We start from the raw sequence: 13,346 nt of genomic DNA, 5'->3' as shown, positions 1-13,346 counted from the left end.
AACCTTTGTCAGTGACTGAATTGGCGAGTTAGCGCCAGTTTGCCAAAGACCTCGGTTTCAGTCCGGTCCGCAAATTCAGAAATCTGTTTGCATCGTTGGGTTTTCGGCAGTCCACAAACGATGTCGCTTGGATCAACAGGCGGGACCTCAACAAATTCGACCCTTGTGATCGCGCGTGGATTGGCCGCTACTGTTATCAAAGGGCCAACCTCGATCAGGCTGGCAAGCGCATAACCCGACGCAGACCGTGCGGTCGACCCTGATCCCATGGTGATATCGTCCAGAAACCGCGGATCATCGTCGCCCGGCCCGAACTCAAGGCGCATGGGCATTCCCGCTTCACCGCGCGGATAACGCACCCAATCTGTCGGGACATTCACCGCATCCACGAAGAGTTCGGACATGTGAAACGCCCGAATATAAAGCCCCAGAGGATTCGCGAACGCCATCGCGCGCCCTGTCGGTGTTGCTGCGCCTCTGGAGAAGGCCAGATCAAGGGCTTCACCTGCCAACCCAGATCCCGCATGGCGACAATACAAATCCTGTCGGTCGGCAAAATGTAACACTTCATCAAGCCGCGCGGGCCTTCTGTTTTCACCATTGCCGACAACATATGGGAATGAGGAAAGATGCATTGTAGCGATCAGGTCGCTCAGGCTGTTCGTCTCTCTGATCATGAACAAAGCATGTTCGATATTCAACGGATGCTCTGGTGGATGGGCAAAATCTGTTCCCACCAATCTTTTGTGAAAACGAGCAATGCGTTGAGGCACATCCAATGCGCACCAATCTGATTTCGAAACCTCGAACAACTCTTCGCAGGAATATGAACATCTGGATACGGTTTCAACGACCGAAAGGAAGTGATCCAGATCGAACACTGCCATGGTTCTCCACCACTCCATCAGTTCGGTCGTGGCGACAAAGCGCTTCGGCCGCATTTTGCCGTCGGAATCGGGCCGTAAAATCAGCGCATATTCCAGAAATTCATTGTGCAGCTCAGCCCTGCCTGCCCAACCCTGATCTGAAAGACTGGCGGCCAGATCCTCGCCCAGACAATCCAGGGGCTCGCGCGGGTTGGCAGACCATTTGAACCCCGTCGATATCTGACCATCGACGATGTCGTCTGGGTCCATGACCAGGAACGGGCTCACTCCATTGCCATCAAAGAACCCTTCAATTCTCGAGTTCCAGTCCGACAGGGCGGCTTCACTCACCCCCCTATCGGCGCAACCTGGAGATTGAAAAACAGCCATCACCGAACACCGATCTGTATCTGAAATGCAGGGCTGATCTGCCATCAATACTTGCCACGGCAGTTCCAGCCCGGTTCGAGAGATCATCATCGTTGACGGGCACGGAAGCATCATGAAAAATCTCCCTCCGAAAAAATCTGAAACCTCATCCGCCCCAACCTGCCTGCTCTGGCAGGTGGCGGGTCCACCACAATTCAGGCGAACTGTTGGCTACGTGGATTTCACTGCCAGAAGACCGTTTTCCCGAGATGCTGAGATGATCGCCGTCAAAAGTCTCCAGCGACACTTTCGATGACGTCGGTGATTTTGCCATATGCTCTGCCAGTATTCCGACCGCGATACGCTCACCCATCCGGATACTGTCGAAATAATCGCTATAGAAATGAACGCCCGCCAAATTGCGCCCAAGTGCAATATTCGAAGCCAACTTGTTCAGCTCGCCATTCAGCGTCAGGCAGTCTGCACTGTCTTCTGGTCGGGTCGAGTCGATCAGGGTCTTACCCCCCGCAGCTGACACAAGGACCCGAGGCAGACCAGCCGCAGCCAAAGACACCCGTGATCCATCCAAAGCGTGCGTTCTGAAGAAAGCCTTGAGCACTGTGATGCATGCCCCGGCAACGGCACCATGAGCCGCGCCATAAGACGGGTGCATTGGCGACCCTTCGGGGTAAGCAACCGGAAGCAGCAAGTTACGGTCATTTCGCGGCAAGCCCTTATGGGAAATGGCGTTATGCGCAAACCGCTTCACCGAAGGCGAGGCGGCGATTGCATCCATAAGGCTGAAACCTTCGCTTGTCGCCGCTTCGAGTTTTCCCAGATGGGTCGCGGCAAAAGGCTCGGCCGCGCCAAGGGTTGCGCCGTGACCGTTCGCCATCAAACTCGTAACACTGCCCAGCTTTTCAGGCCGGGCACGATTGTGCACCTGAAACGTCTGGCGTTTCGCGGCCCTCAGGGCCCGTGCCCCGGCTTCCGTCAACAGGGACAGTACGTGCGCGCCGCCCCAGGCAGAGCCTGGATCACGCACACCGGCATATCCATCCTCGGGCAAACCTTCATCTGTCGGCGTGCCCTGTCCCAGCATCAGCAGGCAGGCATTGAAAAAAGCCTGATAAATTCTGTCAAAATGCACGTAAGAGGCAAGGTCGCGCGGTGTTTCAATGAATTTCGTTCCCTCGCTCTCAAAGGCTTGTTCAGCCGTCGTGTCCGCCCCGTTTTGAACGTCCAGCCACTCAGCCCAATCCCGCAGATAGTCCACGCCCGCCGCCTGCGGCTGGATTTTCTGGTCGATCCTCAAAGCGCCGAAGGGAACAGCCCCAACGGCCATTGCCTGCGTCAGCTTTTGCTTTTGTCGGCGCGCTTGATCTGCTGTCAGTGGATCGTGGCCTTGTACCAGGAACTGCGACAGATACGGTCCCTGTGCACAGCCCTGTGAGCAACCGCGAAACAGGGTTTGAGGGGTCAGGCCGCCACCGTCCCGAACCCGCCGCGCCGCCGAAACCTTTCCAATCTCTGCGCCATCAGCGTCCCGAGGGCTGCCATCGCGCCGGAACCATTCCATCTGACAAAGGGCACCCGCCACGTTGGCCGCATCACTGGCACCATCCCTGATGGATTCGAACGGCACATCCCGCAGATAGGCCATCGCGTAAATCTCGGCCATCTCCGCCGCCAACTCATCCGATCCAAGCCGGGGCGCGGGTGCAATTCCCAACCCCCCCGCGTCACATCCGTTGAGACCAAGCCGATGGCCCAGGATTGGCCCTTCCCACGCACGCCACCTAAATTCACCACCCTCTGATGGCGCGGTGCGGAAGGGCCCGGAGTAGGCTGGCGTGTCGAACAACGCCAACCGATTGCCATGATTGTCGGTGCAGGTCGGATCAGCCACTTCTTCCAGAAACTCGGTATAGACCTGCGCGTCGACAATTCCGTTCACGTCATGACGCAAACCCTTCGAGAAATTCGTGGGCCATGTCCCTTCAAAAAGGTCCGATTCACCGTTGTGATCCTTGAAAACCTCCTGAGTGGAACGCGCCAACACACTCAAACGGCGCCGACCCCGGCCTACCTTTTGATTGGCTTCATCAGGGTTCTGCCATGGTTCAGACGGAACGGTATGTTGCGACATGATGTTCTCCTCATCGACGAAGGAACGAATCGCATCACGGCGTTACCGGATCGTGACTTCCAAAAAGAGAATGTGTTTTCTATGCTTTTTCAATAAGTTGCTGGATTCACACTGGCGCACGGAACGCAATCACGCAAAAACTCGTGACTCGGTTTCACGTTGCTAAGCCAACCGTGCACTTGAACGCCGCTGTAGACCTGCCACGTCTCGGATTCTCGCACATCAGGCCAGATGCCACAGGCAAGGCCCGCGATTCTAAGGATATTACGAACTGCATTGGGTCTGAAGAAAGTGAACCAAGTCTTGCCAATGGAGGATGCAAACAGGTGCGATTCCGTTCTATTTCAAAGAGTTCGGACAGATCTGTAAAAAAAACCAAACTTTGCGGAATTGACCTTGTATTTCCGTTGCTTGCACGGATATACCCGTCGGCGGAGACGTGGCCGAGTGGTCGAAGGCGCTCCCCTGCTAAGGGAGTAGGCCCGGAAGGGTCTCGAGGGTTCGAATCCCTTCGTCTCCGCCATCCACCGAAGTCAAATAATAATCATAAAAAGCAAAAGCTTATTTGAAATCAGACTGTACGTTTCTGGACTATCGAGCGACGACAGCCCTTAGAAACAACCGCGCTCCGCCGCTGTTGCAACATAGGTTAGTATCAGGGATGCGCCTGACGTTGTCTTCAGAACCTGTACGTTGCGCCCAGCAGCGGACCTGATTGGTCAAACCTGAAATCATTGCCGTTGATCTCATGATCGAAGGAAATATACCGGTAGCCGCCGCGGATCAGCCATCTGTCATTGATTTCATAATCTGCAGTCAGCAAAACTTGCCAGGTTTCGCTACCGCTCCGAAACCCGCCATAATCCACGAACCCGGTCCCTGACCATTTGTCAGAAATCCGAACTCTTGCACGGGCAGCTACGACCGGATCAGTCCAGTTGTCGTCGGTCGTCACACTTCGCCCAGCAGCGACCCCAGGTTGCAATCGGAACGTGGTTTCCGTGCTGAACCACCTGAACCCGCCTGCTAAGGCCACGCTGATCGCGGGTGTCTCATAAACATGGTAACCGACATAGCCGCTGAGAAACTGCGTGGTGGCAGAGGTATCCAAACTCGAAAACGCCGGGCCGGGAGTTGAGTTACTAAACGCCAAATCGGTGTAGTTGTAATCAGCAAGCAACAACCAGCGCCCGTTAGACGCTGAAATACTGCCCATAAACGCAAAATCCAGGTTTTCGAGAGCGTCTGAAAAACTCAACGTGCCGTCGATTGTTCCACTTGGTGTTGCAAGAGAAATATCCGTTTCGGCCATGAACAGATAAGCTGTGCCCGAAAAAGACCAATCAGATTGCTGGGCTGAAACAGGTGGCGCGATCAGTAACGCAACCGCAATCGCCAAGTTTTGCACCTTGCTTTTCATCAGTGACCTCGTTGCTAAAATTTATATTGCATTACTTGCATGCTTTACGGTTACACAATTTGTAGCCGTTTCCAATATCTCGATCGCTGTAGTGCCAACACGGTCCTTATCAATCAAAAGGTGCGTTCACACCGGAAATGCTAAAGGACGCTGTCGTGCGTCCCCCGAAATGATCATACGAAGAATAATCCTGCTTCTAACGAACAGTCGCTACTGGTTTGGGGCAACAGAGGCGGTCAACAATTGCTTGGAATACTCGTGGCTTGGGTTCCCCAAACGCAGTGTTTCCGAGGACATGACCTCAACAATTTCACCATTTCTCATGACCGCCAACTGCTCGCACATATGTGCGATAACCGGAAGATCGTGAGACACCATCAGATAGGTCAATCCGCGCTGTTTGCGCAGGTCAGTCAACAGGTTGAGAACCTCGGCCTGAACGCTGACATCCAAAGCTGACGTGGGTTCGTCCAAAAGCAGGATGTCCGGCTCACCTGCCAAGGCCCTTGCGATTGCCACGCGTTGTCTTTGACCACCGGAAAGCTGGTGTGGATACCGAAACCGGAATCTTTGCCCAAGTCCGACGTCGTTGAGCAAATCGCTCACGCGTTTATCGATATCTCCAAACCCATGCAGATGAATTGTTTCACTGAGGACCTGGTCGACAGTATGTCGGGGATGTAACGATGCATACGGGTCCTGAAACACCATCTGGACGGTTCGAAAGAATGACCGATCCCGCCGGGACCCGGATATCGCCTGACCTTCTACGCGGATTGTGCCCGACCATTGCGGTGCAAGTCCCGTTATTGCCCTCAGAATTGTCGACTTGCCGGAACCGCTTTCGCCCACAAGGCCAAAACTCTCGCCCTGCGCGACTTCAAGGTTTGCGTCTTTCACCGCATCGACCCGGTCGTGTGCATGACCAAACCAGACATTCAGATGGTTGATTTCCAGTGCCTTCATTTCAGCCCCTCACGCTTGGGGCTTCGGACCAAGACGGATCGCGTGTGAGAACACTCAGGTGGTTGCATTTTTCATCAAGGCGCGGCAGCGAGTTCAGCAAGCCCTGGGTATAGGGATGTTGGGCCTGATGCAGCTTGTCAGCCTCGCAAACCTCGACGATCCGACCTGAATACATGATGAGGACACGGTCGCAGAATTCAGACACCAGATTCAGGTCGTGGCTGATGAATATCAGACCCATCCCCCGTTCCTTGACCAATCCGTCCATGATATTCAGCACCTGCCGCTGAACGCTGACATCAAGTGCCGAAGTTGGTTCGTCGGCAATCAGTATCTTGGGGTTGGGAATCAACATCATCGCAATCATAATCCGCTGCCCCATGCCTCCGGACACCTCATGCGGGTATGCCCGCATCACCCGCTCAGGATCACGGATTGAGACATTGTCCAACATCTCAATAGCCATCTTTTTCGCATGGGCCTTAGAGCCGGAATTGTGTTGAAGGTATGCTTCCATGAGTTGCTCGCCAACGGTGACCACCGGGTTCAGAGAAAACTTGGGGTCCTGCATCACCATCGAGATCTGCTTGCCTCGCACCTCACGCATCTCGCGCTCGCTGAGCTTCATCAGGTCTCGGCCTTCCAAATTGATGTGTTTGGCCTCCACGATACCCGGATTTCGGATCAGGCGCAGAATGGCCCGTCCCGTCATCGACTTGCCCGAGCCGCTTTCGCCGACGATCCCCAGACGCTCGCGCCCCAGCGAAAACGACACGCCCCGCACGGCGTCAAACACGCCCTGACGGGTTGGGAAACGAACCCACAGATCTTCGATGTCGAGTAAGTTCATTGCCCACCGTCCTTTGGATCAAGCGCGTCCCGCAGTCCGTCACCCAACAGGTTGAAGGCCAGCGAAACCGTGAAAATTGCGAGCCCCGGCACCGTGGCCACCCACCAGTGATCAAGGATGAACCTTCGACCCTCGGATATCATGGCACCCCATTCCGGGCTTGGAGGTTGTGCCCCCAACCCCAGAAAACCAAGACCGGCTGCAGCCAAAATGATCCCGGCCATATCCAGCGTGACCCGCACGATCAAAGATGAGATGCAAAGTGGCCAGATATGCCGGGTGATGATGCGCAGCGGCCCGGCACCCTGAAGGCGGATCGCGTTGATATAGTCGGTTGACCGGATGGTCAGGGTTTCTGCACGCGCCATACGCGCATAGGGAGGCCACGCCGTGAGTGAGATTGCCAGAACCGCGTTTTCAATCCCTGCCCCAAGCGCTGCGACAAACGCCAGCGCCAGAACAAGTCGTGGAAAAGCGAGGAAAATATCCGTGATGCGCATAAGGATCACATCCGTCCATCCCCCCACATATCCCGCAACAGTCCCGACCAGAAGCCCCGCAATCGGTGCGATGAGCGCCACAAGAGCTACGATGTACAGTGTAATTCGCGCCCCAAAGATCAGGCGTGACAGAATATCCCGCCCCAAGCTGTCGGTTCCCAACAGGTGCCCTTCAGCCCCGATGGGGAGAAGTCGGCTGGACAGGCTCTGAACAAAGGGATCGTGCGGCGCAAGAAAAGGCGCAAAGAGCGCTGCCAGAACAAGGATGACAAGGATCGCCAACCCGACCATCGCCATCGAGTTTGATCGCAAAGTCAGCCAGCCTTTGTAGAAGCTGGCCAGTCTGGCATGGCGGCGCGAAGTCGGCTCGTCGGTCAGCAGCCACTGGCGCAAGGTCATGTCGCTCATTTCGACCTCGGATCAAAGAAACGGTAAAGAAGGTCCGAGAATATGTTCAGGCAGATAAAGATCAGCCCGACCACAACGGTTCCTCCAAGAACGGCATTCATATCGGCGCTCAGCAAGGCCGTCGTGATATAGCTGCCGATCCCCGGCCAGCTAAAGATGATCTCGGTCAGAACTGATCCTTCCAACAAGTTGGCATAGCTGAGTGCGATCACTGTGATCAGCTGCACCCGGATATTCTTGAAGGCGTGGCGCCAGATAACTTGTCTTTCAGACAGCCCTTTGACGCGGGCGGTGATGACATACTCGGCTGACAACTGTTCCAGCATGAAGGATCGGGTCATCCGGCTGATGTAGGCAAGCGAGTAGTACCCCAGCAATGCCGCGGGCAGGATAATATGGGACAACGCATTGCGGAAGACATCCCAATCCTGGGCCAAGGCACTGTCTACCAAAATCAGCCCAGTGCGTGAGGGCACTATGTCCTCGTAGAAGATATCCAGGCGGCCCGGGCCACCAACCCAGCCGAGTATCCCGTAGAAGACCAGAAGCCCCATGAGCCCCAGCCAGAAGATTGGCATTGAATACCCGACAAGCGCGACCACACGGGCGATCTGATCGATCCATGATCCGCGCTTGACTGCGGCGATCACACCAAGCGGAACACCCAGAAAGATTCCAATCAGAACGCCCAAAGTCGCCAATTCCAGCGTGGCAGGGAAGACGCGGGCAATATCCTGAGAAACCGGGCGGGCATTCAGAAGTGAATCGCCAAAATCACCGTGCAGAACATCCCAAAGGTAATATCCAAATTGAACCAACAGCGGCTTATCAAGACCAAGCTGTTGATAGACCGCATCATAAGTCGATTGCGATGCGCGTTCACCGACGATTGCCAGCACCGGGTCGATCGGCATCACGCGACCGATGATGAAGGTCACGAAAAGCAGACCCAGCATTGTAATTGCGATGGTGCCAAGAGTTTTCAGGATACTCTTGATACAATGGATAAGAGGCGCCGAGCGGCGCCCCTCAGTTGGTCTTTCGGCCAGTGCCATTTACTTGGTCACCTGCCAATACGACGCCGATGTAATCGCCTGACCGGTTGAGAAATTCGTCACGTTTTCACGCAGGGCCGATTGCTCAATCTGCTGGAACATGATGACAAACGGCGAAGTCTCGCGGAACTCGGCCTGGATTTCCTTGTACATGTCAGCCCGTTTCGCGGTGTCGTTTTCGACAACAGCCGCGTCCGTTTTGTCGGTCAACCCGCCGGTATCCCAAGAATTCCGCCATGCCAGCAATCCTGTGGCATTGGCTTCGTCCGAATTATCCGGGTTATAGGCAAAGGTACCTGCGTTCGTCTGCGGGTCAGGATAGTCCGGCCCCCATGCGCCAAGGTAAACATCCAGTTCCCGCGCACGATACCGCGCCAAAATTTGTTTGGCGGTTCCCACGGTAATGTTCATCGTGATGCCAACCTGACTCAGCGCATTCTGTAGCGATTGGGCGATTTCGATCCGTTCCTGCGCTTCACGCACACCTACTTCAATCTCAAGCCCGCTTACACCTGCTTCATCCAGCAGGGCCTTGGCCTTTTCCACATCAAAGCTAAACGGCGTCTCGTCAGAGGCACCGAGATAGGTTTGGGGCAGGAAATTCTGGTGGATCGTGTATTGCCCTTTCAGGAAGCTGTCGCGCATCCCTTCATAGTCAACCAGATATTTGAACGCCTGCCGAACCTGAGGCTTGCTCAGCTCGGGATGTTTCTGGCTCAGCGAAACATACATCAGGCGGCCCTTAAGCTCGTCTGCAATCTTTACGCCGGCAACGGATGAAGCACCGGCAACATCTTCTGGATTCAGGTTGCGCGCGACATCGATATCACCACGTTCCAGCAACAGGCGCTGGCTGGCGCTTTCCTGAACGTGGCGGACAACCACACGCTCCATGGCCGGAGCACCCAAATAGAAATCGGGGTTCGACTTCAGTGTTACGCTTTCATTGGGTTTCCAGCTGACCAGGCTATAAGCCCCAGATCCAGCAGTATTGGTCTTGAGCCATTCATTGCCCAAGTCGCCATCCTTGTCGTGTTCCATCACCGTCTTCTTATCGACAATGCCGCCGATGGTAGCGGTCAGACAGTTCAGAACGAAGGATGTCGCATAGGGTTTGTCCGTCGTGATCGTCAGAGTGTTGCCGTCCGCGACAATCGTTTGTTCGACATTTTCCGGCGTGAACCCAAACTGGGTCAGGATAAAGGCCGGGGTCTTGTTTAGAATGATCGCCCGACGCAGTGAAAATTCAACATCTTCGGCCGTCACCGGATTTCCGGAGTGAAAGGTCAACCCTTCCCTGATATTGAAGGTAATCGATTTGCCGTCTTCAGACACATCCCAACTTTCAGCGATGTCGGGCTGATAGCCAGCATCCAGATTGAGCGGGTCGAAGTTCACCAGCTTCTGATAGACATTCCGGCTGACATCCGAACCCGCAAACTCAAAGCTTTCGGCCGGGTCCAACGTCGTGATGTCGTCGATACGATGCGCGATAACCAACATGTTCGGCGGCGTTTCGGCCATTGCCGAAGTCGAGGTCACGGCCAGCGCCAATCCTAGCGCCGCACCGGTAAGCAATCTGTTAAATGCGTTCATTTTGTCCTCTCTGTCATCAAGTCTTCACTAACGGTTACGAGCCCCAGGTCTTCTCAAGAACACGCAACCAGTTTTCGTGGCAGAGCTTCTTGATGAGCTCTTCGCCGTATCCATGGGTCACCATGGCATCTCTCAATCGAGGCAGCATCGAGATGTCCTTCACGTCGTCCGGCACGACCGCCCCGTCATAATCGGACCCAAGCCCGACCCGGTCTTCACCCATTATCCCGATCAGGTGGTCAAGGTGCTTCAGAACCTGCATCAACGGCACATCGGACAGCATCCGACCATCCTCACGCAGAAACGCAGTGGCAAAGTTCAACCCGACCATCCCGTCGCTTTCCGCGATGGTGCGAAGCTGATCATCGGTCAGATTTCGCGCGTGCGGACAGATGGCGTGGGCATTCGAATGCGTTGCGACCAAAGGCGCATCCGAATACCGCGCTACATCCCAGAAACCTTTTTCATTGAGGTGGGACAAATCCAACATGATACCCAGCGCATTGCATCGCTGCACAAGCCGCAGTCCATGATCCGTCAATCCAAGGCCAGTGTCCGGCCCCGATGGATATCTAAACGGCACACCATGGCCAAAAATGTTGGGTCGGCTCCACACGGGCCCCAATGATCGCAACCCCGCCGCATGAAACACGTCAAGCGAATGCAGATCGGCATCAATCGGCTCGGCGCCCTCGATGTGAAAAATGGCCGCAATCTGGCCTAGCGCCATGCTGTTTCGAATATCCGAAACTGATCGAACCACTTTCAACGCCCCCAAACGTTCCAGTTCCAGCAGTATGGCAATCTGCCCCAGCGCTGAGGGCAGAGCATCTTCGGCGTCTATATGATTGGGAAGCGGCAGGTCATAGCTAGGCTGGACCATTTCTTCCATTTTAGCATCGGCATCGATAGGCGAAGGGACCCAGACGGCAAAGAAGCCTCCGCCAAATCCACCGGCCTTGGATTTAACAGAGTCGATCGCGCCTTCGAGCCCGGTCAGGAAGCGGCCCGCTTCGGGCAGACCGCCTGACGAGGCCAGTTTTGACAGAACATCATTGTGCCCATCAAAGATAAGAGGGGAGGTGCTCAAACTCGTTTTTCCCAGGTTAGTGTCATTTCGACACACGCTAACAGACGCAATCATCATGATTGCAAAAAATCTTGATGAGTTTTACTCATAGAGCTAGTCGGAATCATGCGGGCGCCCAGCGATGAAGAAACCTCGCAACTGGCATTCTCTGCCGGAATACCAGGCGCTCCGTGCGCTCATGCAGTCTGGAACAACGGCCGCTGCCGCACGACAGCTCGGCTTATCTCAGTCCGCGGTCAGTCGCTCGGTCAGCAGCTTAGAGGATCGACTGGGCAGAACACTGTTCGAACGGGATGCAGGCAGATTGCGACCGACGCAAGAAGCCGTAAGGCTGAATATGCGATTGGATCCTTTGTTCGAGGCATTGGACAGGATCGATGGTCCGGGCGAAACTGTGCAGGAAACACTGCGCCTCGTTGCACCGCCCAGCTATGCTCATCGATACATCGTTTCCCTCATCGCCAGTTTCATTCGCGGGAATCCCGGTTTTTTCGTGAACCTTGAGGTGACAACGTCGGATATGGTCACGCTTGGCGTGCTTGAGAACCGATTTGATCTTGCCGTGACCGGGATTGAACAAAGCCGCGCTGGCATCAAACTTATACCATTTCGCGAGTCACCAGCCGTTTGCGTCATGCGACCCGAACATCCTCTGTCTGAACGCACCGTTCTGACGCCTTCAGACTTGCATGAGCAAGAGCTGATCGCGCTGACGTATCGACATGGGCGGCGCGGGCAGCTGGACCGGTTGCTTCATCAAGTGCGCGCTAAACCGAGGATCGTTGCCGAAGTTTCAACCTCATTCGCCGCTGCCGACATGGCGCGCGAAGGATTGGGGCTGTCTGTTATCAATCCCTTTCCCGTCTACCATTACCGATCTCCCGACCTGGCATTTGTCCGATTTGAATCTCTTATGCGGTACCGGGGCCATTTTGTGGTCTCTGATCAAAAACCGGTTCCAAGGATCGCACGGGCATTCATGCGGCATCTGCGATTGAATACCCCTCCGGACCCTTTCTCTGACCCGAGGTAATGAAATCTTTCCAAAGGTCTTCACTGGCAATACGCCATGTGACCGCCCAACAGGGAAGATTTTGGAGGAGGGTCGAGGTACGGACCTGTCATGGCTACGTGCACAGTTTGGTATGAGTAACGTCCGCAAACGTGGGTTTCTTCGTCCTTATGTATCTCAGGCCGTATCACCCGGTATGCGGTTCGTTCATAAGGCTCGTTAGAATCTCCGCCCAAAACCCGCTTCTGATTTCCCTACGTTTCCAGGCGAAGCTGGCGTATCATTCTCTCGCTCAAATCTTAGGAAGGAATACCTAGATGGCGGATTGTGCGAAACTGCACCCCGGCGAAACCTATTCCGGGAAACAGGGGTTCGATTACTTCGAAGGCATCGCCAGACAGACGGTAGGAAGCCAAGCTATCTGCATGCATCTGCTTACGGTCCCGCCCGGAGGGCGCGCCAAGGCGCATAAACATGAGACACATGAAACTGCGATTTATGTGCTTTCCGGGTCTGCGAAGATGTATTGGGGCGACAGGCTGGAACACGTTATGGAAACGCAAGCAGGAGACCTGATCTATATACCGGCAAACACTCCGCACCTTCCGTTCAACGATGGGAACGAACCCGCAGTTGCAGTTATCGCACGCACGGACCCGAACGAACAGGAAAGCGTTGTCCTGATGCCGGAGCTTGAAGACCTTATTCCGGGGTGACGCAAAATACTGTTGGGGGCCAGCAGCAGTTCTCTAATTCCTGTTTCTTCCAGAGTATTTCCGGCGGTATTTGCGCAAATAGAAACACCGCCCTGAGGCGGTTCGTAACAATCTGATATTGTGTGTTATATTTGGTTGTGGTGAGAGGATATGATCCTCTGCGGTTGAGGTTATGATGCTGACGAGGTTAAGAGGTTAAGCAAAAGATCCGGGGGATCACTTGTGGTCTGAACGGGCAGTGTTGGGGTTTTCTGACGCTGGTTGCGGGAGCAGGATTTGAACCTGCGACCTTCAGGTTATGAGCCTGACGAGCTACCGGGCTGCTCCATCCCGCGTCAGAGTCAGATTT

Annotated in this window: 11 protein-coding genes, 2 tRNA genes and 1 pseudogene; 4 read left to right on the top strand and 10 right to left on the bottom strand. The window is 54.8% G+C overall.

The window, feature by feature from the left end; translation table 11 throughout:
- Nucleotides 1-8: 8 nt before the first annotated feature.
- Together ACR0BZ_RS06355 and ACR0BZ_RS06350 are read right to left on the bottom strand one after the other, a co-directional pair.
- Nucleotides 9-1,217 carry a hypothetical protein gene (locus tag ACR0BZ_RS06355; protein WP_480919765.1) on the bottom strand — a complete coding sequence of 403 codons (1,209 nt, stop codon included), beginning with the start codon at nt 1,215-1,217 and terminating at the stop codon, nt 9-11.
- Between the two features lie 184 nt (nt 1,218-1,401).
- Nucleotides 1,402-3,384 (bottom strand): phosphatase PAP2 family protein, encoded by a 1,983-nt coding sequence (locus tag ACR0BZ_RS06350; RefSeq protein WP_480919764.1) that lies wholly within the window; start codon nt 3,382-3,384, stop codon nt 1,402-1,404.
- 433 nt (nt 3,385-3,817) lie between these two features.
- On the opposite strand from ACR0BZ_RS06350, the gene ACR0BZ_RS06345 reads away from it, so the two are divergent.
- Nucleotides 3,818-3,907, top strand: a tRNA-Ser gene (locus ACR0BZ_RS06345).
- Nucleotides 3,908-4,063: 156 nt separating this feature from the next.
- Here ACR0BZ_RS06345 and ACR0BZ_RS06340 read toward each other — a convergent pair.
- From ACR0BZ_RS06340 to ACR0BZ_RS06310, 7 genes are all read right to left on the bottom strand, one after another.
- Nucleotides 4,064-4,804, bottom strand: coding sequence for an outer membrane protein (locus tag ACR0BZ_RS06340; RefSeq protein WP_480539066.1), 741 nt, complete (start codon nt 4,802-4,804; stop codon nt 4,064-4,066).
- A 210-nt stretch (nt 4,805-5,014) separates the two neighbouring features.
- The gene (locus tag ACR0BZ_RS06335) at nt 5,015-5,770 is read right to left on the bottom strand and encodes an ABC transporter ATP-binding protein (protein ID WP_480506616.1); all 756 of its coding nucleotides are present in this window, start codon (nt 5,768-5,770) and stop codon (nt 5,015-5,017) included.
- Nucleotide 5,771: 1 nt separating this feature from the next.
- A complete protein-coding gene (locus tag ACR0BZ_RS06330) occupies nt 5,772-6,620 on the bottom strand; it encodes an ABC transporter ATP-binding protein (RefSeq protein ID WP_480506615.1) in 849 nt (282 codons plus the stop codon).
- Nucleotides 6,617-7,528, bottom strand: a complete 912-nt coding sequence (locus ACR0BZ_RS06325) for an ABC transporter permease (RefSeq protein ID WP_480486519.1) — start codon at nt 7,526-7,528, stop codon at nt 6,617-6,619. The genes ACR0BZ_RS06330 and ACR0BZ_RS06325 overlap by 4 nt, the downstream gene beginning before the upstream one ends.
- A complete protein-coding gene (locus ACR0BZ_RS06320) occupies nt 7,525-8,583 on the bottom strand; it encodes an ABC transporter permease (RefSeq protein ID WP_480919763.1) in 1,059 nt (352 codons plus the stop codon). Before ACR0BZ_RS06320 ends, ACR0BZ_RS06325 begins: the two co-directional genes overlap by 4 nt.
- Nucleotides 8,584-10,179 carry an ABC transporter substrate-binding protein gene (locus tag ACR0BZ_RS06315; RefSeq protein ID WP_480474887.1) on the bottom strand — a complete coding sequence of 532 codons (1,596 nt, stop codon included), beginning with the start codon at nt 10,177-10,179 and terminating at the stop codon, nt 8,584-8,586.
- A gap of 34 nt (nt 10,180-10,213) precedes the next feature.
- Nucleotides 10,214-11,269 carry a dipeptidase gene (locus ACR0BZ_RS06310; RefSeq protein ID WP_480486513.1) on the bottom strand — a complete coding sequence of 352 codons (1,056 nt, stop codon included), beginning with the start codon at nt 11,267-11,269 and terminating at the stop codon, nt 10,214-10,216.
- Between the two features lie 121 nt (nt 11,270-11,390).
- Here ACR0BZ_RS06310 and ACR0BZ_RS06305 point away from each other — a divergent pair.
- The 3 genes and pseudogenes from ACR0BZ_RS06305 to ACR0BZ_RS06295 all read left to right on the top strand — a co-directional run.
- Nucleotides 11,391-11,582: pseudogene (locus ACR0BZ_RS06305) on the top strand (helix-turn-helix domain-containing protein); the annotation flags it as partial.
- A gap of 24 nt (nt 11,583-11,606) precedes the next feature.
- The gene (locus ACR0BZ_RS06300) at nt 11,607-12,302 is read left to right on the top strand and encodes a LysR substrate-binding domain-containing protein (protein ID WP_480506815.1); all 696 of its coding nucleotides are present in this window, start codon (nt 11,607-11,609) and stop codon (nt 12,300-12,302) included.
- Nucleotides 12,303-12,598: 296 nt separating this feature from the next.
- Nucleotides 12,599-12,997: a cupin domain-containing protein gene (locus tag ACR0BZ_RS06295; protein WP_480919762.1), complete on the top strand. Its 399-nt coding sequence runs from the start codon at nt 12,599-12,601 to the stop codon at nt 12,995-12,997.
- A 258-nt stretch (nt 12,998-13,255) separates the two neighbouring features.
- On the opposite strand, the gene ACR0BZ_RS06290 is transcribed toward ACR0BZ_RS06295, so the two are convergent.
- Nucleotides 13,256-13,332, bottom strand: a tRNA-Met gene (locus ACR0BZ_RS06290).
- Nucleotides 13,333-13,346: the final 14 nt, after the last annotated feature.

The organism is Ruegeria sp. P8 (genome assembly GCF_056534665.1).
The sequence above is the reverse complement of the archived record's forward strand: the minus strand, read 5'-3'. Positions and strand labels throughout refer to the sequence as shown.

What these genes read in the sequence shown, in the direction of transcription:
- ACR0BZ_RS06325 (WP_480486519.1), bottom strand. Translation starts at nt 7,528, where the DNA reads ATGAGCGACATGACCTTGCGCCAGTGGCTGCTGACCGACGAGCCGACT.
- ACR0BZ_RS06350 (WP_480919764.1), bottom strand. Translation starts at nt 3,384, where the DNA reads ATGTCGCAACATACCGTTCCGTCTGAACCATGGCAGAACCCTGATGAA.
- ACR0BZ_RS06295 (WP_480919762.1), top strand. Translation starts at nt 12,599, where the DNA reads ATGGCGGATTGTGCGAAACTGCACCCCGGCGAAACCTATTCCGGGAAA.
- ACR0BZ_RS06300 (WP_480506815.1), top strand. Translation starts at nt 11,607, where the DNA reads ATGCGATTGGATCCTTTGTTCGAGGCATTGGACAGGATCGATGGTCCG.
- ACR0BZ_RS06330 (WP_480506615.1), bottom strand. Translation starts at nt 6,620, where the DNA reads ATGAACTTACTCGACATCGAAGATCTGTGGGTTCGTTTCCCAACCCGT.
- ACR0BZ_RS06335 (WP_480506616.1), bottom strand. Translation starts at nt 5,770, where the DNA reads ATGAAGGCACTGGAAATCAACCATCTGAATGTCTGGTTTGGTCATGCA.
- ACR0BZ_RS06315 (WP_480474887.1), bottom strand. Translation starts at nt 10,179, where the DNA reads ATGAACGCATTTAACAGATTGCTTACCGGTGCGGCGCTAGGATTGGCG.
- ACR0BZ_RS06340 (WP_480539066.1), bottom strand. Translation starts at nt 4,804, where the DNA reads ATGAAAAGCAAGGTGCAAAACTTGGCGATTGCGGTTGCGTTACTGATC.
- ACR0BZ_RS06320 (WP_480919763.1), bottom strand. Translation starts at nt 8,583, where the DNA reads ATGGCACTGGCCGAAAGACCAACTGAGGGGCGCCGCTCGGCGCCTCTT.